The sequence below is a fragment of the Paraburkholderia sp. FW306-2-2C-D06C genome (assembly GCF_058781505.1).
This window is the reverse complement of sequence record NZ_JBYSWU010000012.1, coordinates 1-20,759: the sequence shown is the minus strand read 5'-3', so window position 1 is coordinate 20,759 and position 20,759 is coordinate 1. Positions and strand designations below refer to the sequence as shown.

General features: G+C 61.1%; 27 protein-coding genes. 1 reads left to right on the top strand and 26 read right to left on the bottom strand.

Features of this window, described 5'->3' with window-relative positions; genetic code table 11:
* Nucleotides 1–48: 48 nt before the first annotated feature.
* From AC3WLT_RS11515 to AC3WLT_RS11400, 24 genes are all read right to left on the bottom strand, one after another.
* Nucleotides 49–363 carry a TrbM/KikA/MpfK family conjugal transfer protein gene (locus AC3WLT_RS11515; protein WP_154564420.1) on the bottom strand — a complete coding sequence of 105 codons (315 nt, stop codon included), beginning with the start codon at nt 361–363 and terminating at the stop codon, nt 49–51.
* 11 nt (nt 364–374) lie between these two features.
* Nucleotides 375–827, bottom strand: a complete 453-nt coding sequence (locus AC3WLT_RS11510; RefSeq protein WP_154564422.1) for a hypothetical protein — start codon at nt 825–827, stop codon at nt 375–377.
* A complete protein-coding gene (gene stbB, locus AC3WLT_RS11505) occupies nt 827–1,540 on the bottom strand; it encodes a StbB family protein (protein ID WP_154564424.1) in 714 nt (237 codons plus the stop codon). Before stbB ends, AC3WLT_RS11510 begins: the two co-directional genes overlap by 1 nt.
* A gap of 76 nt (nt 1,541–1,616) precedes the next feature.
* A complete protein-coding gene (locus tag AC3WLT_RS11500; protein WP_492591980.1) occupies nt 1,617–3,290 on the bottom strand; it encodes an LPD7 domain-containing protein in 1,674 nt (557 codons plus the stop codon).
* Nucleotides 3,287–5,068, bottom strand: coding sequence for a type IV secretory system conjugative DNA transfer family protein (locus AC3WLT_RS11495; protein ID WP_154564428.1), 1,782 nt, complete (start codon nt 5,066–5,068; stop codon nt 3,287–3,289). Before AC3WLT_RS11495 ends, AC3WLT_RS11500 begins: the two co-directional genes overlap by 4 nt.
* A gap of 2 nt (nt 5,069–5,070) precedes the next feature.
* The gene (locus AC3WLT_RS11490) at nt 5,071–5,427 is read right to left on the bottom strand and encodes a hypothetical protein (protein WP_154564430.1); all 357 of its coding nucleotides are present in this window, start codon (nt 5,425–5,427) and stop codon (nt 5,071–5,073) included.
* Nucleotides 5,428–5,436: 9 nt separating this feature from the next.
* Nucleotides 5,437–5,997: a hypothetical protein gene (locus tag AC3WLT_RS11485; protein ID WP_492591979.1), complete on the bottom strand. Its 561-nt coding sequence runs from the start codon at nt 5,995–5,997 to the stop codon at nt 5,437–5,439.
* Nucleotides 5,994–6,284, bottom strand: a complete 291-nt coding sequence (locus AC3WLT_RS11480; protein WP_154564434.1) for a hypothetical protein — start codon at nt 6,282–6,284, stop codon at nt 5,994–5,996. Before AC3WLT_RS11480 ends, AC3WLT_RS11485 begins: the two co-directional genes overlap by 4 nt.
* The gene (locus tag AC3WLT_RS11475) at nt 6,281–6,508 is read right to left on the bottom strand and encodes a DUF3717 domain-containing protein (protein WP_154564436.1); all 228 of its coding nucleotides are present in this window, start codon (nt 6,506–6,508) and stop codon (nt 6,281–6,283) included. The genes AC3WLT_RS11480 and AC3WLT_RS11475 overlap by 4 nt, the downstream gene beginning before the upstream one ends.
* Nucleotides 6,505–6,768: a hypothetical protein gene (locus AC3WLT_RS11470; protein ID WP_154564438.1), complete on the bottom strand. Its 264-nt coding sequence runs from the start codon at nt 6,766–6,768 to the stop codon at nt 6,505–6,507. The genes AC3WLT_RS11475 and AC3WLT_RS11470 overlap by 4 nt, the downstream gene beginning before the upstream one ends.
* The gene (virB11, locus tag AC3WLT_RS11465) at nt 6,765–7,802 is read right to left on the bottom strand and encodes a P-type DNA transfer ATPase VirB11 (protein WP_154564440.1); all 1,038 of its coding nucleotides are present in this window, start codon (nt 7,800–7,802) and stop codon (nt 6,765–6,767) included. Before virB11 ends, AC3WLT_RS11470 begins: the two co-directional genes overlap by 4 nt.
* Before the next feature lie 54 nt (nt 7,803–7,856).
* Complete coding sequence (locus AC3WLT_RS11460) at nt 7,857–8,516, bottom strand: hypothetical protein (protein ID WP_154564442.1); 660 nt, start codon at nt 8,514–8,516, stop codon at nt 7,857–7,859.
* Between the two features lie 11 nt (nt 8,517–8,527).
* The gene (locus AC3WLT_RS11455) at nt 8,528–9,880 is read right to left on the bottom strand and encodes a TrbI/VirB10 family protein (RefSeq protein ID WP_154564444.1); all 1,353 of its coding nucleotides are present in this window, start codon (nt 9,878–9,880) and stop codon (nt 8,528–8,530) included.
* A gap of 18 nt (nt 9,881–9,898) precedes the next feature.
* Entirely contained in the window at nt 9,899–10,789 is an 891-nt protein-coding gene (locus AC3WLT_RS11450; RefSeq protein ID WP_325063538.1) for a TrbG/VirB9 family P-type conjugative transfer protein, read from the bottom strand.
* 17 nt (nt 10,790–10,806) lie between these two features.
* Nucleotides 10,807–11,649 carry a VirB8 family type IV secretion system protein gene (locus tag AC3WLT_RS11445; RefSeq protein WP_154564448.1) on the bottom strand — a complete coding sequence of 281 codons (843 nt, stop codon included), beginning with the start codon at nt 11,647–11,649 and terminating at the stop codon, nt 10,807–10,809.
* An 8-nt stretch (nt 11,650–11,657) separates the two neighbouring features.
* A complete protein-coding gene (locus AC3WLT_RS11440; RefSeq protein WP_328807323.1) occupies nt 11,658–11,915 on the bottom strand; it encodes a hypothetical protein in 258 nt (85 codons plus the stop codon).
* Between the two features lie 35 nt (nt 11,916–11,950).
* On the bottom strand, nt 11,951–12,823 hold the full coding sequence (locus AC3WLT_RS11435; RefSeq protein ID WP_154564514.1) for a TrbL/VirB6 family protein: 873 nt from the start codon (nt 12,821–12,823) through the stop codon (nt 11,951–11,953).
* A 69-nt stretch (nt 12,824–12,892) separates the two neighbouring features.
* The gene (locus tag AC3WLT_RS11430; protein ID WP_097397545.1) at nt 12,893–13,138 is read right to left on the bottom strand and encodes a hypothetical protein; all 246 of its coding nucleotides are present in this window, start codon (nt 13,136–13,138) and stop codon (nt 12,893–12,895) included.
* A complete protein-coding gene (locus tag AC3WLT_RS11425) occupies nt 13,128–13,901 on the bottom strand; it encodes a TrbJ/VirB5 family protein (RefSeq protein ID WP_154564450.1) in 774 nt (257 codons plus the stop codon). Before AC3WLT_RS11425 ends, AC3WLT_RS11430 begins: the two co-directional genes overlap by 11 nt.
* 25 nt (nt 13,902–13,926) lie before the next feature.
* Entirely contained in the window at nt 13,927–16,497 is a 2,571-nt protein-coding gene (locus AC3WLT_RS11420) for a VirB4 family type IV secretion system protein (protein WP_154564452.1), read from the bottom strand.
* On the bottom strand, nt 16,497–16,934 hold the full coding sequence (locus AC3WLT_RS11415; RefSeq protein ID WP_154564454.1) for a VirB3 family type IV secretion system protein: 438 nt from the start codon (nt 16,932–16,934) through the stop codon (nt 16,497–16,499). The genes AC3WLT_RS11420 and AC3WLT_RS11415 overlap by 1 nt, the downstream gene beginning before the upstream one ends.
* A 7-nt stretch (nt 16,935–16,941) precedes the next feature.
* Nucleotides 16,942–17,307 carry a hypothetical protein gene (locus AC3WLT_RS11410; protein ID WP_154564456.1) on the bottom strand — a complete coding sequence of 122 codons (366 nt, stop codon included), beginning with the start codon at nt 17,305–17,307 and terminating at the stop codon, nt 16,942–16,944.
* 50 nt (nt 17,308–17,357) lie between these two features.
* Nucleotides 17,358–18,017: a lytic transglycosylase domain-containing protein gene (locus AC3WLT_RS11405; RefSeq protein WP_154564458.1), complete on the bottom strand. Its 660-nt coding sequence runs from the start codon at nt 18,015–18,017 to the stop codon at nt 17,358–17,360.
* A 134-nt stretch (nt 18,018–18,151) separates the two neighbouring features.
* Complete coding sequence (locus AC3WLT_RS11400; protein WP_154564460.1) at nt 18,152–18,412, bottom strand: helix-turn-helix domain-containing protein; 261 nt, start codon at nt 18,410–18,412, stop codon at nt 18,152–18,154.
* 88 nt (nt 18,413–18,500) lie between these two features.
* Here AC3WLT_RS11400 and AC3WLT_RS11395 point away from each other — a divergent pair, with 88 nt between their 5' ends.
* On the top strand, nt 18,501–18,899 hold the full coding sequence (locus tag AC3WLT_RS11395; protein ID WP_007731404.1) for a helix-turn-helix domain-containing protein: 399 nt from the start codon (nt 18,501–18,503) through the stop codon (nt 18,897–18,899).
* Nucleotides 18,900–19,065: 166 nt separating this feature from the next.
* Here AC3WLT_RS11395 and AC3WLT_RS11390 read toward each other — a convergent pair whose 3' ends face one another.
* The gene (locus AC3WLT_RS11390) at nt 19,066–20,088 is read right to left on the bottom strand and encodes a helix-turn-helix transcriptional regulator (protein WP_154564462.1); all 1,023 of its coding nucleotides are present in this window, start codon (nt 20,086–20,088) and stop codon (nt 19,066–19,068) included.
* Between the two features lie 12 nt (nt 20,089–20,100).
* On the bottom strand, nt 20,101–20,759 hold a 659-nt coding region (locus AC3WLT_RS11385), incomplete at its 5' end, for an EAL domain-containing protein (RefSeq protein ID WP_492591978.1).

The following is a 20,759-nucleotide window of genomic DNA, read 5'->3' as shown; positions in this document are numbered from 1 at the left end:
GACTTCCGAGGGCAAAATATTGGCAGGACCTGAGAGAGCGGCTACGCGTCACGGACCAGATTGAACGTTTCCGTACCGGTCGTTCACACCTTTCTTCGTATCCGGTCCAACGCTACGGCACTGGTCCGTGAAATCGCTACGGGCATTCGAAGTGCCTGTCTCATCGAAGTGACCGTGGTGGAATTTCACGATGGAAAAGTAACCTGTCATATAGTTTTTACAGTCCCCGCCGGCACTGCCGCCGGCGATTAGACCGGCAAGACACAAGACGGCACCGCAGGCGGACGGGTTGTCGTCGTCGGCCAGCGCCACTGTCTGGGTGGCGACCGCGCCGCAGATTAATATTGCGATCAGTCGTTTCATGAGATCTCCTGTCAGGTGGTCAGAAGGCGCAGTGCCGCAAGGGCTCCGACTGTGAGCGCCGCGGAGCCAAGCGTGGCGCACACGGTCCATGCGGCCAATTCGATTCGGCCGATACGACGACCGCGGCCGCGCTCTTCGCGCAAGACCTCGCGCAGCAGATCGCGGCTTCGTCCGTTGGCTTCGTCGTACTGCCTGAGCGATATCTCGCCAAGCAGTTGATCGCGGGCCTCCGAAAACCGTCCCGCTTCGGCCAGCACATCGGTGCTCGATGCAGCGAACTGGTTGAGGAATTGCTCGTAGCGGGACGTGAAGCGCAGCAGCGTAAGTTCACCGTCGTCCTTGAACTGCTTGCCCGTGGTATCGAGCAGCTGGGACAGACCCTTCACGTCCCGTCGCAACAGCGATAGCTCACCCAGTACTGCGCCGATCAGTTCCTCGCGGATCGAATCGTCCGATGCGCCCATCAATGCACCACGAGTTCGAAGACTGCGTCCAGTTCGGTGGTTACCCGTGCGGCCAGACGTTTGATTGCAACCAGTTGGCGAATCTGTGCAAGATGTTCCTCGGGCTCTCCGCTCTCCATTGCTTCGGCGTTCATCGCGACATAGTCGGTCGGATCGTTGCGAATATCGATGATGGAGCGATCGAAAGCCTTGATCTTTTCGTAGATAGGGTTCTCATACATCACCGCATCGCGATTCAAGACGAAATTGCGGTTTTCCGCGTAGTAGTCGAAAATTTTCGAGAAAATCTTTGACACGTCATCTTTCGGGGTGACCGTGTTAAACACAACGCGAATGCGGTTTGCCGGCACACCGATTTCTCCGGTGAGTGCGCGCAACGTCGAAATTGTATCGACCTGTTGTTTAAGCGCAGGAACGGTCGGTACGACGAAGGCATCGAAGTCTTCGTGAGAACCGTGATAGTCACGCATCAGCGAGACAAAGTCTTCGACATTCGATGCCCCGATATCGACCACGGCATGCCGCAAGGTCATGAGTTTGTCCTGCAGTTCCCCAAATTCCTTCCCACGCATCGCCGATCCTTTTTCGCTGTCGTCTGAGTTGATCGACTCGACAGGAATCACCTGGGCACCTTCCAGCCGTGGCGCGAGAAGGTGATGTGCAACGGTACTCTTTCCAACATTGCCTGAGAAGTTGATTACAGCGATCTTCATGATGGTTTGCTCCTGTTGTTCGATTTGACGATGACGGTCGCGAGGTGATCGCGGCCGCCCGTTGTTCTCCCCCGCCTTATGGTTCCATTTCGAGCGTCGGCCCGTCGTGTTCGGCGGTCTGCGACTGCAGGTCCTGTCCGCGCTCCGGCGTCGCCTGTTGGGTGCCCTGCTGTGCTGCGTGAGCCTGGCCTCGCTGCTCCCGCTCGATCTGCTCGCGCACGGCCTCGATCGTTGCTTCGCTTACTTGAGGCATAGGCACGTCCAGTGGCCGGTTAGTTGCGCGCGCCTCGGCCACGGCGCTTTCGAACTCCCCCATCAGCTTCTCCTGCTGCTGCTCCGGCAGACCCTTGATCTCGTCACGCAGCACCTCGCGCGCGGCCTGCGCCTTGATGCGCTCGCGTGCCTCATCGAGCGTCTTCCGCTGTTCCTTCGAGTATTTCCAGTCTCCGTTCAGGAACCGCTCGCGTGCCTCATTAATCTGTCGGCGCTCATCGGCGTCGCGGCGCGCGCTGGCCAGCGCTTCGCGCTGCTCGCGCGTGGGCAGGCCCGGCACATCGGGCGAGAACACCAGCCATTCGTTACGTCGGCTCTCGACTGACTTTGGCGCGAGTTCGGTACCCTTCTCGTCGAACTGGCGCTGCTGCGCTGTTACCGTCTTGCTGCCGCCCTTTTCCAGCTCGATCCGCTGACCGGGCTGCACACCGCTTTCGCCGATCGCGCGCTCGATGTCCAGTCCCCAGACGGTGTGCTCGCCATCCTCTGTCCGCACCGTCGCGTAGTAGCTGTCGTTCTGCTTTTCATCGTGGTTGAACGGGGCGGGACCGTGCGCCACCAGCACCCCCGCCGTGACACCGGCCAGCGTTGGCGCGGTCTGAACGGGGCTCGCCGGCGCAGCTGCAGACGGTTGCGTGGCGGGCGTCGGGTTGCCTCTGGGCGCGGTGTTTTCACGTCCCGGAGTGGCCGGTTTCGCCGACTCCGGCGCGGCGGGTTTTTGCCCCACTGCGTCTGCTGCCTCCATCTTATTCGTGCGCGCCTTGTCCGTATCATTGGATTTGTCACCGGCCCCGATGCGCATCGCCTCGCGCGCAGCGGTCAGTACTGCCCGATCCTGCGCACCAGGCTTGAAGCCACGCGTCGGCACGCCAGCGAGTTCGGCGGCGATCCACGCCTGCCGCCGAAACTCTTCGCTGCCCTTAAGCTGCAGCTCACCCCAGTTCTTCGCCTTCGCGACTTCGACCATGTGTGCGATCACGTCGCGGTCCTCGCTGGCCGTCGACAGCGAGCGGCCCTTGTCCTCGAAGTGCACCGTCTCGCTTTTGCGATCGAGAAACTTGCCTTCATGCGCGACATACTGGTTAGTGACCGACTTCGGCACGTCATAGCCAGTCTTCTCGAAAACCGGTTTCGGGCGGATGGTGTTCTCCGGCCCATCGCCCTTCTTCCCGAGTGGCTTGCCGGTGCCGGCGGCCGGCTTCACCGACTCGTCGGTGGCTGTGCTGGTCGCTGCGTTGGGCAATGGGTCGCGTTTGAGAAGCTTCTCGACCTTCTCCCGATCGGCCGCGCGGATCTTCTTCAGGCGCTCTTCGGTTGCGTCATCGACCGGCGTTTCCGGACTGCCGGGCACGGCGCCCGCGTCCGGCTCGTTCGCCGGCGGCGTGACGCGCGCGCGGATGGTCGACGCATCGTCCGCGTTTGCCGCGTCGCGTTCGCGGTAGTCGATCCGGTCGGCGGGAAATTCGATCTCGTTCATACGGTCACTCCTTGCGGTTCAGGCTGTGATTGAGATGCTGCGGTTTGCGCCGACACGGCGGCGGCCGCGTCCGGCAGGACTTCTCGCAGATAAGGCATCAACTGGAAAAGCGACGCGCGGATGCTGTTACGGTTGGCGAGATGAACAGGCGCGAGTACGCCGATCTCGTGCTCCCGGACGTCACGCGCCAGACCGGCCGACTGTGTGGCTGCGTCTGCGGCCGCCGCGGCCTGCTGCGCGCGGCGGGCCGCGTTCTGCGTCTGCCACCACTGCTCGACGTCGATCTTTGGCACGGGTGCGCACAGTTCGCGCGCGACGAACGCGGCGTGTTTCATCTGTACTTCATTGGGAAACTTCGGACCGAAACCGAACCAGGCGCGCCGGCGATTGGTTTTCTCCAGCTTCGCCATCACACCCCGCAGGTAAGGGCTCTGCCGCACGAGCCGGTCGACGAGCTCGGCGTCTTCATAGAAAAACGCCTTCTCGCACAGGATCGGCTCGCACCCCTCGATCGTGATGATCTGTTTGTTGTGCTTCAGCGCCCGCAGCTCCTGCGGCATCATCAGTGCCCTGCCGTGCTCCGACTCATTGGTGCTCGTCGACGAACTCCGCCCGCGACTGCGGTTACGCGAGCGCGCCATGTACGTGAAGGTCCCCAGCATCTTCGAGTACTCTTCCGATTCCTTGACCGTACGCGGCGCATACAGGCTGCGCATCTTGCAGTTGATCGCCAGCGTTTCGGCGCCGTGCTTGCCGTACAGCTTCGGATCCTCGATCTGGGACATGCCCTGAAAGATCAGCATCAGCCGGAGGTTGTAGCCAGCAATGAACGGGTTGGCCGTATCGATGATGTCGATCTTGCCGGGCGCTGCAAATTCGTCCAGGATCAGCGCGCACTGGTATTTGAGCGCAGGATTCTCGGCAGGCAGCTCGCGCGTGTTCAGGTCGATCAGCTGCGAGAAAAAGAGATTGACCAGCAGCGCGCCGGCCTTCAGGTCGCCCGGCTTGATGCCCACATAGATCGACATGCGCTTTTTGCGCACATCGGCCAGATCGAAGTCCGAGCGGCTGGTTGCCGCGTCGACCACCGGATTGCTGAAGACGTTCAGCGGCGCGGTCATCGTCGATACGATGTTCGCGAACGCTTCCTTCGACTGCGACAGGAAGCGGTTCAGCGCATCGAGACATTCGAAGGTGAGCGCCGGCAGCCCGTCAGTCGCATGCGCTGCATCGGCACGCGTGCTGACGATCGACGAGACGTGTTCACGGATCGCCCTGCCCTTGCCGGAGGCCTGCCGCAGCACCTCGCCGAACGTGCATGGCAGCGAGGGCGTTTCCAGCAGATACAGCACGATCCCGATGAACAGGTTGCGGGCGTTGTCGTTCCAGTACTTCAGCCGTGCATCGACGTTGGACGGATACAGGTGTTCGCCGATCGTCATCACGTCGCCAACGCGCGCATAGGCGGGTCGGCTGGCGATGTATTCGAGCGGGTTGTAAGCGTGCGAGCGGCCGTCTTCCGAGAAAGGCGCCCACAGGTAGGTTTCGTGGCCGCATGCCCGCCGGTAGCCGGACGTATAGTGGTAGTTCTCTTCCTTGATGTCCTCGACCACGGCCGAATCGGGATAGGTGAGAAGATTCGGGATCACGAGCGACGTGCCCTTGCCGGAGCGGGTGCCGGCGGCAGCCATCAGAAAATCCTGGCCGTAATACTTCAGGTATTCACCCTTGTACTTGCCGACAATGAACGGCGGATACAGATGTTGTGAAATGGTCATGGTTATTTCCTCTCCAGCAGGCCTGCTTTCACAATGTCGTTACGGGTTGCGAACCGGGCCTCGCCAAACTGGGCGAGGCGCTTGCGGCCCGACACGAGCGCCATCGTGATCACGACCACTGGCAGGCCGGTGATGACCACCGACAGCAGCGTGCACACCTTGAGCGCGCGCACCACCGCAGGCACGTCACCGTAGGCATGCCAGTAGTCGTACAGCGTGAACACGCCCGCGCTGCCCTCCGGCAGCTTCTGCATCTTCGTGAAAAGCTGGCCGCCTGCGAACTGGCCGAGGAACGCGAAGCCGCACAGGATCAGCAGGAAGACCGCCATGGGGATCAGAATTCGAAACGGCTTCGGCATGGTCGGTCCTCAGTGGGTGGCTGCATCGCTATTGACCTCAAATTCGGCCGCGTCAAATCCGACGATCGGCTTCGCAGGGAACCCGCCGGCCTGATCGGCGGCCGCGATCAGCACATGCAGGCCTGCGGCCGTCTCGTCGTCGCAGTGTTCGAGTACGCGCTGCGCGGCGCGAAGGACCGGCATGCGGGCACGAAGGCGCTCGGCGCTCGCATAGGCATGGCGTGCGAAATTGAGCGGTCTGTCAGCAAGGAGCCGGTCCAGCACCGCGCGATCGTCCTCTCCGAAGGTGAACGTCAGCGGCGGCTGGCCGGTCTCGCCCACCGTCTGGCTGTTCTGCCAGGTTGTTTCCGGCGTCATGCGCTCGGCGAGCTCGAGCAGCCGCAGCCCGATTTCCAGCACCGTGCGTCGACGGACCGAAAAGTTAGCGGCGACACGGCCGCCCGGTTTGCCACTCGCCTTAACGTCGCGCACCGCGAACGTCACGTGATCCGGGTGATCCGGCGCATAACCGTTGCCGTCCTCGATGCAGATCCACTTTTCGCCAATGCGGAATTTCAGATGCGTTGTCATGCGGCCATCTCCTGTTGTTGCAGATGCGCGGTGAGGTCGCGATGCAGGCGCATCGCGTCGCGCACGTTATCGAAGGGTCCGTGGAACTGGTTGCTGTTGGCCGCCGTACAGCGATCGATCGGCTCCCACAGCAGGTAGCGCCACTCGTCATAGACTGAGTACCGCGCGATCGTCCAGCCCGACGGGTGGACCAGCCCAAAGTCGCCGGACGGTCGCCATTTGCACTGACTGTCATCGGTCGCGTCCGCGGCATCGACAATCGCGGGAACCGGAAGATCTGCCTTCATTGCGGGAACTCTCCGGGTGGATCGGCGGACAGGATCCGCAGGGCGTCGCGCTGCGCGTCGTCCAGCCCGGCATCGGTGATACCCTCGCGGCCGTGCACGATCACGGCGCCGTAGAGCCGCGCCAGCGCTCGGGCCTCTGTGCTGGCAGCAAATGCTTCGTCCGACGGCGAACGCATGCGCCATCCCTCGATCGCCGCCTCGATATCGCTGATCGCGAAGTTCATACACGGTCCTCCCTGCGGACGAGCCAGTGCGCCGTGAAACCGCGCGCCCACGACGCCGTATAGACAAAGCACAGCGCGAGCACGCCGTACTGATGCGCTCGCCACGCCATGTCGAACCAGAACGGCTGCGCGGCCAGCCCGAAGATGCAGGCCCAGCGTCGCCAGTGCGCACGCCGGTCCTGCGACAGAAACACGGCGAGCGCACCGCACAGGCTGATCGCGATCTGTTCGATCATCTGCGCTGCGGCATCGGCGCTCATGAGACACAACCCAGCAGCTGCGCCTTGCCGATCGGGTCGTACCAGAGCTCGGTGAGCCGCTTGTTGCGCATGAAGAGAACCAGATCAACCGTTACGCGCACCTGTTCCATGATGAATTGCCAGTCGAGCGTCTGGCCGACGGCGCTCTGCTTGACCAGCGTCGCGATGCGCGACGGTGCCGAGCGCGCATCGTTGCAATGCACGGTCGTGATGCCGCCGGGCGTGCCCGTATTGAGCAGCGTCATGTAGTCCCACGTCTCGTCGCCGCGCAGCTCGGCAAGGAACACGCGGTCAAACTTCATGCGCAGCGTGGAGCGCACCAGTTCCTTCGCCGGCAGCGTGTCGCTGAAAAACATATGCACGCGGTTCGTGTGGTTCGGCAGCGACAGCTCCGGCGTGTCCTCGATCGTGCCGATCCGCTCGTCGGACGAGACGAGGTCTGAGAGCGCCTTGTTCAGCGTGGTCTTGCCGGAGCCGGTGCCGCCGGCGAGCACAATGTTCAACCGGTTGGCAACCGCAAGCTCGAGCATGCGCGTGACGTTGCGCTGACCTTTCGCCTCGAGCATCTCGAGCTCGAACGGCTGCAGGTCCAGCGACTGGGACATGTCGCGGCGCGGCGACACGTCCCGATAGCCCTCGAACCAGCCGTTGCGCTCGTACTCGGCGACCGAGAAGCGCACGTCTGACGGGATCCGGATCGTTATGGATATCGTGTCCTGCTCGCAGGCCGGCTGCATCAGCACGTGTCCACGTTGGCCCTCGGGCAGGACCACCGGATGAATCGGCTCCTTTGTCGAGAACTTGCCGCCCTTCATCACCGTCAGCGCGTTGGCGAGCTTGAAGCACGCATCGAGCGAGCAGGCCGGTGCATCGTGCCGTCGCCATCCGGCACTGCCCTGTGTCCAGATCTCACCGGGACGGTTGATCGCAACTTCGGTGAGGCTCCCGTCGAAGAAGTTCGAGATGCCCATCTGTTTGAGAAAGCTGCGGGCGATCGTGCCCTTCTCGATCACATCGATTACGACTGCGCTCATTCGCACTCCTTTCTGGTTCAGGGTCACATCCGTTCAACATGGTGCCGCGCAGAATCAACGAGGCGTGGTGCCCGTATCCTGCGGCTCGATCTGCACTGACACGCGATACGGGCGGCGATCATCCGGCACGCTGCTGGCCAGCTCGCGGAGCGTTTGCGCCGGCGACGTGGAAACCACGGTTGCGCTCAGAGGCGCGGCCGGCCGGGTCAATCTCCAGGCAGCACCGCCAATCGCCGCTGCGCAGAGCCCCGTTGCAAGCAGGATTCGTGATGTGCGTGGCGCAAGGCGTTGGGGAATCGGTGCGGGTTCGGCCGATTGACGGTTAGTTGCGTATGATTCCGTTGCGTTACCGACCGCGTGATTGGCTGGCTCATCGAGCGACGGCAACGCGCTGTCGCCCCACTCCGAGATCGTCAGCCCGATACGCGCCCCTACAATGCGCAACAGGTTGCGCCGGAGCGGCGCTGACATGTCGTCGATCCGGCACCCGTCGAGGGTCATGCAATCCTCGAACGCGTGCTCGTCGGCAATCTGCCGAAGTGGCAAGGCATCGGGAACAACACGCGCACGCCGTGCATCGACTCGGTCGGCCAGCTGTCGGACCGTGTTGCCGTAGAAACAGAAACGCAGTGCGTTGCGTAGTTTGGTCTCGAACATGTCGCGATCGAGACCATGCAACGGGAAGTCGTTCGGGTAGGTGATCTTCAGGTTCATGGGTCCGCTCCTCATTGCTGCCCGTTCTGGCCAATAGGGTTGCCCTGCGCGTCGACGTTCTCGTACACGCCGGTCAGGTCAATGTCGCGCGCCACAAAGATATTGATTACAGAACCCTGGTTTGAATAAGCCGTCGGCGGGATGTTGATGGTGTTACGCAGCGTCTCCGCGGCCACATCCTGCGTGGCGTTCGAACTGTTGGAGAACGTGATCTGCTGGCCAGACCCGGTTGCCTTGTTCGCCAGCGCCTGGCCGAAGTCGCCAATCAGGCTGACCATCAGCGCGCCCTTGAACCGCAGCCAGAAGTGCTCGTCAACATAGGCTGGAATACCCGCGGCACCCAACGGATCGGTAGCCGGCGAGTTCAGTGGAATGTGTACGTCGCCGTCGTCGATCTCGTCCCAGATCGCGCCGATCACGCCCTGCCCCTGGATCACCGCATCGCGCTGCTCGCCCTTCGCCATCGCACCCTTGCGAACGAGCAGCGTTGTGCCATCGTCGGACCACACGTCCTGCGCGATCGGGCACCCGATCAGGCCCGGCCGGTCGGTACGCATCGCCGTCGACTGACCACAGCGGATCATCGTGTTGCGACCGAGCAGGTAATGCCGGTTCGGTCGGAACGAGGCCTGCATCGGCTGCAGCTTTGACGGCTGCAAGGACTGGTCGATCGCGGAGCCCTTGCCGTCGCCCGCGTCCGCCTTGCTGGTTGAGCTGGGCGCACCGCCTGCACTGCCGCCGCGCAGCGCTGACAGACCCATCGACTTCGCCAGACCTGCCAGACCAGACGCATCATGGCCGCTGGCCCCGGCGTTGCCGCCGCCGGTGTTGCCACCGCTGTCACCTGGAGTTTCATTTGATGCTACGGGACCATCGTTGCTCTCGCCGGAATCGTTATTGCCGCTCGCAACGAGCACGCTGCCCTGCAGGCGGCGCTCGGCCGGCGTGAGCGGCCGCGGCTGGTTGCTCACGGCCACCGCCTGTCCGTTCGTCTGCGATGCCGCGCCGGCCGGCGTCGCGAGGTGGGAATTCGCGGCAGCGGCGGCCGCAGCCTCCGACGCTGCACGGGCCTGATCTTCCGCGCGCTTGATACGTTCCTTCTGCGTCTCCAGATCCGCACCGGCGTCACTCGCGCCACTGTCTTTCGGTTTTGTCAGCGCCGCCTGTTTCGCGTCCTGATGCTGCTGGAACAGGCGCTGCAGATAGATCGTGACGCCCGATGCACCCAGCGCAATAACGGCGAGCGCGAGCAGCACCAGACGCAGCTTGCCCACACGCGTTTTCCGACGGCCCGGCAGGTCGAGCGAAGGCTGCGGGCCGACGTCGGTCGACGCCGCATGTTCCATTTCGTTTCGTTCAGTCATACCCTGTTCGCTCCCTGATCAGTTCGTCGATGCATCGGTATGGTCACGCGCGATGCGCGCGCTGCCCGGTACCGACGAGCCCGCACGGTTGTAATGACCATCAGGCGAATAGCCGTCGTTGCGGATACCCAGCACCGACTGACCGTAGCGGATGACAAACGACTTCGACACTTCGTGCACGACGACCGTATCGCCCTCCATATGAAAGTTCGCCGTCGCCTCGCCACCGTCGGGAAGCTTCGTGAAGATCGTCGGCAGGTCACGCGCGGTTGAGTACTTGAAGTACGTGAATCGGCCGTCGTCCCAAAGTGCAGTCGGTGCGAGTGCGTGGTCGCCACGCATCATGTATTGGATATTGGCCGCAGGAACCGACGCCACAGGCGTGGATTTCGCAACGCCAACGCTGTTCGCGATCGATGCTGGAACCGCTGGCCCATTGCCCTGCTGACCGCCCAGCGCTGCGCTAACCGCTTCCTGCCGGCGCAGCTGCGCGCTCGCCGCCTTGGCACGCGTGTCCGGATAATCGAAACGCAGTATCCATGTCGCCGGCTGTACGGCCGACACGTCAACAAGCGAGAGCGGATAGGTGCGCCGGTTGGTGACCAGCAGAAGATTGGTTTCTGGCTGCGGCGCACCCGGTTTGAGCATCGCGCCACTGTCGTTGATGGCCACGTGCCAGGCCTTGCCGTCTCCGATGCCCTCGCCGCTGTTGATGATGTGTTCGCCTGGCTCGAACTGGATCATCACCGCACGCCCCGGCATGGTCGCCACACGATAGGCCTGGTCCGGATCGTAAGTCGCGCACTGGATGTGCGGGTCTGAACCGCAGCTGCGCGGCGTTTCGAGCGCTCGCGCGTGGATCGGCGCCAACGCGAAGCTTAGTGCGACCGCCGCTGCGCCCGCTGACATCCGGATCGTTCGTCCTTTCATGCTCCACCTCCGGCTGCCGCAGAGCCCGACGCCGGCGCAGCATCGGCAGGCGCCCGGGTCCAGTCGCGCGTGACCTCGTAGCTGGTGCAGCGAAAACCGTCCGCGTTGAGATCCTGCTGGTCCTGCTTTTCCGGAACGTTCACACGCTCGAATGCGACCGTCGCAATCCAGTACGTCGGATCCGGACGCTTTACGGCCGCGTTGAGCCAAACCAGTTGCCGCGAGCAGAACACCTGTGCTGTCGTTCCCACGAAGGTGATCGAGCCGACGTGTGCAATGACCCGCGCCTGATCCTTCAGCAGCTTGAGTGGGCCCGCAGGGCCGCGCACGAACCCGTCATAGGCTTCCTTCTCGTGGTCGTCGCTCATGAACATCACCGCGGCGTGCGTGTCCGAAATCGTTTCCCAGTCGTAGCTCTCGCGCAGTTCGACGTAACGGTGCAGATCCGCGCGATCGGTCTTCTCGGAAAACGTAACGTGTCCGTTCGCGGTCGTCGGCAACACATCCACCTTCCCTGTCGTGTCGTTCACGCGCAGCACAGCCGGCGGGTTCGGCCGCTTTAGGAGTCCTAAAGCCCCCATGCCAGAAACAGCGGCGAGAGCGACAACGCCCGATAACACCGAGCGCCGGTCCGCAATACGGGCCTTCTCTTCCGCTGCTTCGACCTTCGACTTTTCGAAGGCCTGTGCCTGTTTCAGGTACCAGCTGACCGCATCGCGCTCACCTGACTCAACACCGCTCACCGGCGCGTCTGCGCGCGTGGTCGACCCGGCCGGGATCCCCTTACGTTTCCGCGCGTTCGCTCCCGACGCAAACCATTGCCTGATAGTCGATGCCATCCTGTTCCTCACTTCGGTTCCGTATGGCCCGACTGCTGGGCCAACGGTTGATTGACGGGTACCCACTGACCAGTCGGCTCGGGTGGCTTTGGCGCCGAGCTGCACGCCTGCAGCGCGAAGGCCATCAGTAAAATAGCGACAGGAGATTTCATGGTCTCCGTTTCTCCTTTGGATTGAGCAAAACAGGCGTATTGCGTGGCATCTAGTAAAACAGCTTGATCGATACCATCGCGCCGATCGTTGCCACCACCGCCGCGATAAGCCACCAACGTGCGATTGTCTTGAATAACCTGATCATTTTTTACGCCTCACTCAAGCTACCGCCGGTCTTCGGCGATCCGCCGCCGCCCATTTTTCCAAGCGAGCCAGCAAATCTCGCGACGCTACCCAGGTTGCCCACCATCGTCGAGATACCGACACCGCCCGCGAGAGACGAAGCCAAACCCGGCAGGTTAAGCGAAATAACCCAGAAGGCCAGCCCCATGATGTCCAGGTCAATGACCTGCGCGATAGAGGGGGATCCGTTCAGCGGTACCACGCCCATCGCGAAATTGACTTCGAGTGCACATGCAGCCGCGAAGAGCGCGACCAGCAGGGTGTAGTTCATGCATTGACCGACCCAGTTCCAGAAGAACTGTCGCGACGGCGGGAAGAGCGCCGCTGAGATGAACAACGGACCGAGTGCGAGCAGAAGCCCAAGCGCAAACTTCGCCAGAATGATGTACGCAATGGCTATCGCCATGAACGGGCCACCGAAAATGATCATCAGCGCGATCGTCCAGATGGCCGCAATAACCTTCAGGCCGGACGCCTGTGCATAGATCGCCTGCGCTGCGTTGATGTATGCATTGAGCAGGTTGTCGAGGCCGGACACCGGGTTGCTACCGTTGGTCAACGCGCCGGCCATCTGTTCGCCAAAACCATTGAAGAATGGAACGACGTACTCACTGTAGAACTGGATGTTCATCCCGCAGGTCAGGATGAGCGCCCACGTTGCCATGCGCATCAGGAAATCGTTGATCGGCTCGTCGTTGCGCCCCTGCCAGTACGTCCAGAGAATCAACAGGACATAGATGCTGAAGCAGGTGGCCATCAATGGCGAGATCAGCGCAATGATGTTGCTCGAACCGGTCGAGATCGTGTTCAAAACGTTCTTGTCGAACGAATTGGTCATTGAGGTGAAAAGCTGGACGTCTGCCACGGATATCTCCTGCTTCGGTCAGTGATTGTTGGACGAGCCGGATTACTTCAGCCCGGCCGCGCGGGCTTCGGCATCGTCGCTTGCAGCGTTGATACCCTTCGCCTTACGCTCAGCGGCAAGCTTCTCGGGCGTCGTGCCGAGAAACGCCGCATCGAACTTCAGATCCTGCTGCTGCTGTTGCTCTTCCTGCAGGTTGTGCTGGTGACGATCCCACGCGAGGTATCCGAGGTAGCCGGCGATCGCGACCAGCAAAGCGATTATTGAGCCTAGAAGTGTCTTATTGACCATTGGTTTTCCCCAGGAATGCGTTGTCGAATTCACGGTCGCGCTGCTGTTCGGCAAGCTGCAGCTCTGTTTTCTGCAACTGCGCGGTGAGCTGCAGGCGCGTCTGGTCATTTGTGACCATCGCCTCTTCCGCGGCCATCCGGTTCTGCAGATCAGCCTTTTGCGCCGGATCCTGCGTCATGTTGGACTGCTGCATTAGCGCCTGGATGTTGTTCAGGCGCGCCATCGTCGCGCTGTACGCCTGCTCGTTCATCGCCTTGTTGGCCGCGAGCGTGTCGTAATAGCGCTGCTGACCGGGCGTGCTGGCGCCGGTCATGCTTTCCTGCTGCTCGATCGACCGCATCGACGAACTGATACCCGAGAGACTGCCGTTCTTCGCCTGGTCGTAAATGTTTTGCCACTGTTCCGGAAGGTAGTTACGCAGCGACGCATCGTTCATGATGTTGCCGAAACTGCTGTTGCCAGTCAGCGCACGGTACTGGTCTTCCTGATTCTGGATCTGCTGCCCCAGCTGCTCGACCTGCATCATCTGTTGCGCGAGCTCCGCCGGAGAGATGGTCGGCACACCCTGCGCGTGAACCTGTGAAAACGCACACGCGCACAACAACGCGACCAGACTACGACGAGGCCAAAGCGTAATCGCCGGCAGATAGGCAAAGGCGCTCATGCCGGCGCGCGTTGATCGTGCCCGCAGCGCCTCGCGAAGGTTCCAGATCGCTGGGTCAACCGGCCGGCGCACGGCCGGATAGACATCGGTGCTGTTCATCGTTCCCTCCTTGGGTTGCAGCACATCAGGCAAAAACTTCGTCATCCACCGGCTGATGCGCCGGCGGATAGATCTGCGCGAGCTCGGCGCGCTTGCGCTCGAGGCCGCGCTGCAGTTCGGCGGACCACAGCCGCTCATCGGCGCCGTGCTTCGCCGCAAGCCGCGTGCGCAGCTTGCGTTCGAACACGCGCTCCAGATACACCGGCAACCACACATCCGGATCGTCGCCAACCTCAGCACGGACCGCGTCGCAGATCAGCACGTTCTCGCGATCGCCAGAGAACACCGCAATCGCGTCCTCAAGCCCGGACAGGTCGAAACTGGCAAACGCCGACTGGTTACCCTGCTTGATCAGGAAGCGGCGCGACTGTGGCGTGAGCTTTTTGAACTCCCGGAATTCCTTGCGGGTCATGCCATCGCGCAGATACGCTTCTTCTTCGGCCGCCGGGTCAGCGAGCCACATCTTCGTCGCGACCAGACTGCGGAGCGCAGGAAACAGGTCCGCCGCGCGTTGCGCCTGTTCCGGCTGCTGTGTGATGAGCCCCATGAACTCCCCTTCCTTACGCCCGCTGGCGAGCGTTTCCTCGATCTGCTCGCGGATCGTGCGAAAACGCAGCGGCAGCCAGTACTCCTCGATCACGGTCTGCATCAGGGTGCCTTCCCGACGCATCAGTTTTTTGAGATGGAACAGGTAGGCAAAGGCCGGCTCCGACGGCTCGTAGTTCTCGACAAGAAACGCCTCAACATCGAACCCGATCCAGCGTTGCTCGCTCATGTTCAGCGAGAGATTCGGCGGGTTATCGAAGACCCACCAGAACCGGCCGCCCTCCGACTTGCACCAGATCGACAGACGTGCGCGCAGGCCGTCGTCGCCCTCGTCCGGAATGCTGTCCAGCAGCAGACTGAAGCGGCGCAACCGTACGTCATCTACTCCCATTACCGCATCGACGGCGTTGCGGCAGTGAATCTTCTCGCCGGCCGTCAGGTCGATCTTGATTGGCTTGCCCTGATGGTCGACGCCGTTCTTCCGGCCGCACAGTTCGACGAGCCCATAGAGGAATTCGCGATTGTCTGGCGTGTCGGCGAGCTCGAACGGAGCCCACCCGGTCGGCTTGCCTTTCTCCAGATAGACATAGGCGCCACCCATCACACGAATGAACACTTCCCAGCCCCGCCCCTTGTCTAGCACGTACAGCATCGGATCGAAGCGGGACAGCATGCCTGTCATCGCTACAACGACCGTAGATTTCCCGCTGCCCGTCGTGCCTTTCCCTTCAAAATGCCCGGCCACCTTCTCCGAAACATTGATATCGCCCAGCCGGCTCGCGTGCGAACTGTAGTTGTACACGCCCGAATCCGAGCGAAACGGAATGACGGCCGACCCGTCACCGATCGGGTTGCCCTCCGCCTTGCCTGACGAGTAGTCATGGCAGGTGTACATCGCCGCAAAATTGCGCGAGGACTGCACTTTCGGTCGCGGTTTGACTCGCGCGCCCGGGACCTGTGAGAAGTACGTGAACGGAGCAGACCCCGTCGCGGGCGACCATTCAACTCCACACTCGTTGCGCGAACGGGACGCAAACCTGTCGGCGTTCTCCAACGCCTCTTTCGCTGTTTCGCCGTAGATAACCGCCGCGCCGTGATACTCGCCGAACGACAGTTCACCCGTGTTCACGTAACCCTGTGCGTCGCGCAGTTCCTTGACCTGGTGCTTCGCCTTGTCACCGGCCGACTCCAGCTTGTTGATCGCCGAATCGATGGTCCGGTTTGACTCGAAACCCGTCATGCAGTTGAACGTATGCGTAATCGTGAATTCCATGTTCAACGTGATCAACGGGTCGAGCTGGCCCCAGCCCGGCTTCTCCGGGCAACTGCGAAGGTCGAGGCAGGTTGCAACGCGCCGGTACGCCGGCACGTCGCTCGCCCCGATCTCGAGCGTGTTGTACCCAAAGTGCAGATGGCTCGATGGGATGACATCGGTGCCGGGCTCCGCCGCGACCGGCAGATCGCCGGTCTTCCCATTGACGAGATAGCTGACGAGCCCATACAAAGGCGAGAACAGCATCTTCGTGCCGTTCATGTGCTTGCGCTCGTATACTTCAAGCAACTCGGCTTCATACTCGCCGAACTGCAGCAGCGCCTGTTTCGCAAGGGATTCGATTTCCTTCAGCCCGTCATCGAAGTCCTCGTATTTCAGGATCAGCGACAGGTAATAGCGGTTCTCGAAGAACTTTTCTTCTCCGAAACGTCGTCCGATGTACTCGCGTACGAACCACTGCATGAAGCGCTGTTTGAGCCGGTACACGCGATCAAAACTCACGCGCTGTCGCACAAACGTTGCGTGATAGCCAAAGCGGCCACCCAGGTCGCGACCCAGCTTGCTGTACGCTTCCGTATCGCGATCGAACATGCGCTCCATCGCGAGGTTCTCGTGCACTTCGAACGGCACGCCGCGCATGGCCAGCGTCACCATGAACCGGTTGCCCTCCAGGTGCTGTACGTGTTTTGTGACCGGATGCCCGTACTTCGGAATCCAGTCTTCCACGGCGCCGATCGCGCCGAGGATGTCGCTGGTGACGGCGGGTCTGCTCTGCATCAGGCCTCCGGATCGAGCTCACGCAGTCGGCGCTCACCCTTGGACAACGGTTTGAGGAAATCGCGGTAGACGCGGCGTTGCCGTCCGTATCGCAGCGGCGCGAGCGTGGCGGTGTTGCCGAAGCGCGGGGCCGCTCGCCCGGCATTTAGCCGCGCGCGGACCCGCAGCTGCCAGAAGTAAAAGCGGCATCGCAATTCCAGCCACATGATCCGCAGGCCCTGGTCGTCGGTTTCGCAGATGTGCTTGAAATACAGCAGCACCGGAAAGCCCAGGAAAACGAACAGCAGACCGCCCGGTCCGACGAAGAAGGAAATCAGCACGCCGACAAACATCGACGCGACGACGACAACCAGCATCGCCATATAGGGAACGCCCCAGATGGCCGCCGTGCGGCCAAGGCCGTTGAATCCGGGATAGCGGGTTTTTTCGTCCGACATGGCGTGCTCAGCTGAACATGTTCCACAGATACGGCGCGAGCACGCCGACCACCGAGCCCACCGCCGCCACCTTGCCGCACATCGTCACAAACTCGCTCCAGTGCGCGCGATCGGCCCAGCACTCCGCCCCTTTCCACATCAGCACGCAGGCCGCGACGACGCCAAGGAACGAATAGAGCCAGATCTTGAAGGTGGTCGCGCCCTGCGTCGCCGAATCGAGCCCACCACCCGCGAATGCAAGTTCCGGACCGATTGCGATGCCGAGGGCCATCGTCTGGCGCATACGGGTTGCGATTCGCCGCATTGATATGCGATATGAATAACCTTTCAGTGGTACTAATTTCATGGTCGCGAGCTTCGCATTGCGATTCATGTCTTCTCCTTTCACGTGGTTGAGATCAGGCCGCGTCGTCGCGGCTCAGGTCAGTTGCAGTCGTTGTCACAAGCGGAATCGCCGAATGCATCCCATGACGGGTGCGGTGCGTCCTGCCGTTGTTTTGGGCCACTGCGGCGCGCGGAAGATGTTTTGGCATCGGGCGCTGCTGCGCGTGCTGGTCTGTCGGACTGACTGTTCATCACAACAGGAATCGCAGGAACGACATTGGTTGAACCTGCCGCGATCTGGGCGTTGGCAACAACGCGCTGTACGTAACTGGTGCCGCCGGCGTCGGCTGCCTCGCCGCGCGTGAAATTACCGCTGTAGTAACAGCTGATAGCAGCACGCAATGCCGGTGTGCCCTGCCCCATTGCTGCGACCGCCCGCTGATAGCAGTCGTGCAGGATGGCGCTGCCCGCGCGCAGGTTTTCGCACGGGTCGAAGGCGGTTTCGTAGGTCAGTCCGTAGCGGGCAAGATTGGCCTTGTTGACCTGTCCAAGCCCCATGCTGAAATTGATGCCTTGCGCTTCGAGTGCCTTCGCCGTCGCTACGGCCTCTTCACGATCACGCGGCTGCCGAACAAGGCGGCCACCAACGACTCCGATCGCGTACGGATTGAAGCCGGACTCAGTCCTCACGACCGCCTGAAGCGTCGTGGGGTGGACGTTCGGCGCGCATTGCTGGGCTAACGGGATGAAATCAAGCATGACTTCCCCCCTCGCCCACGTTATGTCGCCGGCTGTGCCCGAACGATATAATGGCTTTAGCCATTGTCGACCTCTCAGGTTCCAACAACTGGTCAGGTCGGCGCCGATGCTCGCTACATCGACGCCGACCGCTCCTACTCCCTCACCTGCCCTTCCCTGGCTGGCAGTACCTCGCAAAGATCTGGCTCGTGCGCATCCTCACGATTTACAACGCCGTCTTTCAGTCCCAGCAAGACCGCCGCGTTGTGCGCGTGGCCGCGCTTGCCCTTCAGTCTTCCCTGCAACACGCCGTTAACGATGTTGCGAGGGATTCCGTGTCTTGCGGCCCAGCTCGAAACCGAGACTCCACACCGGTCGAACTCTGCGCGTACCTCTTCCAATGTTTTCAGTGCCATGCGGTGGCCCGTATACTGATCGGCTAAGACAAATTGCTACCAGTATGGGACATTTTTGTTCCATTCGCAACACAAAAGACCAATTTATATGCCATCTACGTTTGGTTTGCGCCTAGCCGAGGAGCGTGACCGGCTCGGACTTACTCAGGGAAACATCTCCGAATGGACCGGCATCAACCGCAAGACACAGTCTGCCTACGAAAAAGAACAGCGCTATCCGGACGCTGGCTATCTCATGACACTGCTTGAGCACGGCTTTGACGTGTCGTACTTGCTGACCGGGAAACGAGCTCCGCGTTACGGCGCCGTTGATGAGCAATTGATACGAAGCGTTTTCGCCATTATCGAAACAAGTATCTCCGCCGCTGGGCATTCCATGGACATTGAAAAGAAAGCCAAGCTGTTCGCACTCGTTTATCAGACCGCCTCCGAAACTGGTCAGGTGGATCCGCTTGTCGCGCAGAAAGCAATCGACCTTCTTTCCTGACTATTTAATTACGCAGTAATCCGCGCTATCGCATTAGAACGGTAGTGACACTATGACGCAGCGGCAATGGCGAATTCAAGCCACCGAATTAGTATGCACAAGCCTGAGACTACGTTATCCTAATTATTTTGTTGTGGCATGAATACTGCGGGGTACGGCAGCAGATTCAGTCAAGCAGGCCGTGGGCGGCCGCTTTTTCGACGGCATCTGTAATTCTCGTTGCGCCCGTTTTTCTGGTGATCCGTTGGTAGATTGTTTTATAGACAGTATGCTTTGACATTCCCAGTTGATCGGCGACATGGGATGCGCTTGCGCCATCGCGCAGCATCCGCAGGATCTGTGTCTCCTGTTCGCTGAGCTCATACTTCGCCAGCGCATTCTGGCGTACTTGCGACACGCGCCAGTCTAGGAGTTCCGACGAGATGGCGCGAAATAGCACCCGGTTGTCCCACAGCACACCCTCGCCAGCAGGCGCCCGGATTGAATTGCTCACATGTAGTAGCCCGACCAGACCATGGCCATGGATATGTGCCGGGGCAACGATCCCACTCGCAAAGCCGTGCATGCGCGCCTCTGTCACCAGCCAGTGATCGACCCGATGCACATTTACGTGCGACGCAAGCGCAGGCGCAACATTCGCTCTAGCGTATGTCACGTAGGGATCGTTCATGTACCACAGCCTTGCTATGTACTGTTGTGTCCAGGCAGGTCTGCAACCAACAAGGTAACGTGTCTCCACGGAATCGCCAGTGGCAGGATTCGCACCGTTAAAACGGATCCATTGGTAAGTGAACTGCATTCCGCCCAGACCCGCGATGATGGTGCGCACCTTGGACAGCAGCGCGCCTTCCGTCGCGCACATTGAAAGCTCGCCAATTAGTCTTACCGGGTCGCCCGTTTCTACCTGCCGCGGGCGATCACCCCCCACGGCTGCGGCGCACTTCTGCCGAATACGATCGTAACTCCCCTGCAGGTGGGTCTCATATGGATCAGCTGTGGCAAAGTCCGACAGATCGTCCAAGCTATCTATCGCGACAAGCTGGCTGAATGACGCGCCGTCGCTCCGGATTAACCTGCGCGTCAGGATGGAGTCCTGCGACAGACTCAATTCCACGCACTCATTGAAAATGCGGTATGCATCTTCATGCAGTGGCGCGGGTGTAGTCGGCTCGATCACTTTCTCCTGCATCGACGTACGCCTCTACATCGATGAACTCGTCGCGGAGAAGGCATCAGTAACAAACCGACCTTGAACCTCAGCTTCGGGGAATTGCGTGAGCCACGTGAACTGCTCCTTGCTGTCCACACCATGAACGAGCACGCTCAATTCCATCTCGTTACAGACGCCGACTATGCCTTTAACGAGTGCCCGGGAAACCGGCTCAGAAGGTACGCGCCCCACAAGCTCTTCGTGGATGCAAAGGCCGTCAACTTGCAGCTTCGCCAAATTCGGAAATGCCGAGTCGGTCGTAAGCGCAGCAAGAATCTGCACGCCTGTGGAACGTATCGTCTCCAGCTTGTCGAGAACATGTGCTGCGGTTTGATCCAGGCGGTTCTGGACAATCAGCCGCAGGGACGACGGCTCCATCGCGTGCTCACGCAAACATTCGGATACGCAGCCGGCAAGGTCACCGTCAACGAGCTGCGCATACGGCACATTCAAGGTAACGTGCTGAACAATCTGCCCAGCGGCACGCCACTCTTGCAACTGGCGGCACGCCTCGGTCAACTGGAACTCGCCGAGTTGGACGCCGAAGCCGGACGACTCGACCATTGAGAAAAGCGCCTCTTTTGAATTTTGAGTGGGTAGGTTTGGCGGGTCAAGGACGGGCGTAAGCCCGGCGTAGCGAATCCTTGAGG

Bases quoted from the DNA above. Each gene is read 5' to 3' on its own strand.
- AC3WLT_RS11445 (WP_154564448.1), bottom strand. From the start codon at position 11,649: ATGGCATCGACTATCAGGCAATGGTTTGCGTCGGGAGCGAACGCGCGG.
- AC3WLT_RS11405 (WP_154564458.1), bottom strand. From the start codon at position 18,017: ATGCTTGATTTCATCCCGTTAGCCCAGCAATGCGCGCCGAACGTCCAC.
- virB11 (WP_154564440.1), bottom strand. From the start codon at position 7,802: ATGAGCGCAGTCGTAATCGATGTGATCGAGAAGGGCACGATCGCCCGC.
- AC3WLT_RS11460 (WP_154564442.1), bottom strand. From the start codon at position 8,516: ATGAACCTGAAGATCACCTACCCGAACGACTTCCCGTTGCATGGTCTC.
- stbB (WP_154564424.1), bottom strand. From the start codon at position 1,540: ATGAAGATCGCTGTAATCAACTTCTCAGGCAATGTTGGAAAGAGTACC.
- AC3WLT_RS11425 (WP_154564450.1), bottom strand. From the start codon at position 13,901: ATGAACAGCACCGATGTCTATCCGGCCGTGCGCCGGCCGGTTGACCCA.
- AC3WLT_RS11510 (WP_154564422.1), bottom strand. From the start codon at position 827: ATGGGCGCATCGGACGATTCGATCCGCGAGGAACTGATCGGCGCAGTA.
- AC3WLT_RS11490 (WP_154564430.1), bottom strand. From the start codon at position 5,427: ATGCCGAAGCCGTTTCGAATTCTGATCCCCATGGCGGTCTTCCTGCTG.
- AC3WLT_RS11480 (WP_154564434.1), bottom strand. From the start codon at position 6,284: ATGAAGGCAGATCTTCCGGTTCCCGCGATTGTCGATGCCGCGGACGCG.
- AC3WLT_RS11435 (WP_154564514.1), bottom strand. From the start codon at position 12,823: ATGACCAATTCGTTCGACAAGAACGTTTTGAACACGATCTCGACCGGT.
- AC3WLT_RS11410 (WP_154564456.1), bottom strand. From the start codon at position 17,307: ATGAATCGCAATGCGAAGCTCGCGACCATGAAATTAGTACCACTGAAA.
- AC3WLT_RS11455 (WP_154564444.1), bottom strand. From the start codon at position 9,880: ATGACTGAACGAAACGAAATGGAACATGCGGCGTCGACCGACGTCGGC.
- AC3WLT_RS11390 (WP_154564462.1), bottom strand. From the start codon at position 20,088: ATGCAGGAGAAAGTGATCGAGCCGACTACACCCGCGCCACTGCATGAA.
- AC3WLT_RS11395 (WP_007731404.1), top strand. From the start codon at position 18,501: ATGCCATCTACGTTTGGTTTGCGCCTAGCCGAGGAGCGTGACCGGCTC.
- AC3WLT_RS11470 (WP_154564438.1), bottom strand. From the start codon at position 6,768: ATGAGCGCCGATGCCGCAGCGCAGATGATCGAACAGATCGCGATCAGC.
- AC3WLT_RS11485 (WP_492591979.1), bottom strand. From the start codon at position 5,997: ATGACAACGCATCTGAAATTCCGCATTGGCGAAAAGTGGATCTGCATC.
- AC3WLT_RS11420 (WP_154564452.1), bottom strand. From the start codon at position 16,497: ATGCAGAGCAGACCCGCCGTCACCAGCGACATCCTCGGCGCGATCGGC.
- AC3WLT_RS11400 (WP_154564460.1), bottom strand. From the start codon at position 18,412: ATGGCACTGAAAACATTGGAAGAGGTACGCGCAGAGTTCGACCGGTGT.
- AC3WLT_RS11450 (WP_325063538.1), bottom strand. From the start codon at position 10,789: ATGTCAGCGGGCGCAGCGGCGGTCGCACTAAGCTTCGCGTTGGCGCCG.
- AC3WLT_RS11500 (WP_492591980.1), bottom strand. From the start codon at position 3,290: ATGAACGAGATCGAATTTCCCGCCGACCGGATCGACTACCGCGAACGC.
- AC3WLT_RS11515 (WP_154564420.1), bottom strand. From the start codon at position 363: ATGAAACGACTGATCGCAATATTAATCTGCGGCGCGGTCGCCACCCAG.
- AC3WLT_RS11475 (WP_154564436.1), bottom strand. From the start codon at position 6,508: ATGAACTTCGCGATCAGCGATATCGAGGCGGCGATCGAGGGATGGCGC.
- AC3WLT_RS11430 (WP_097397545.1), bottom strand. From the start codon at position 13,138: ATGGTCAATAAGACACTTCTAGGCTCAATAATCGCTTTGCTGGTCGCG.
- AC3WLT_RS11495 (WP_154564428.1), bottom strand. From the start codon at position 5,068: ATGACCATTTCACAACATCTGTATCCGCCGTTCATTGTCGGCAAGTAC.
- AC3WLT_RS11415 (WP_154564454.1), bottom strand. From the start codon at position 16,934: ATGTCGGACGAAAAAACCCGCTATCCCGGATTCAACGGCCTTGGCCGC.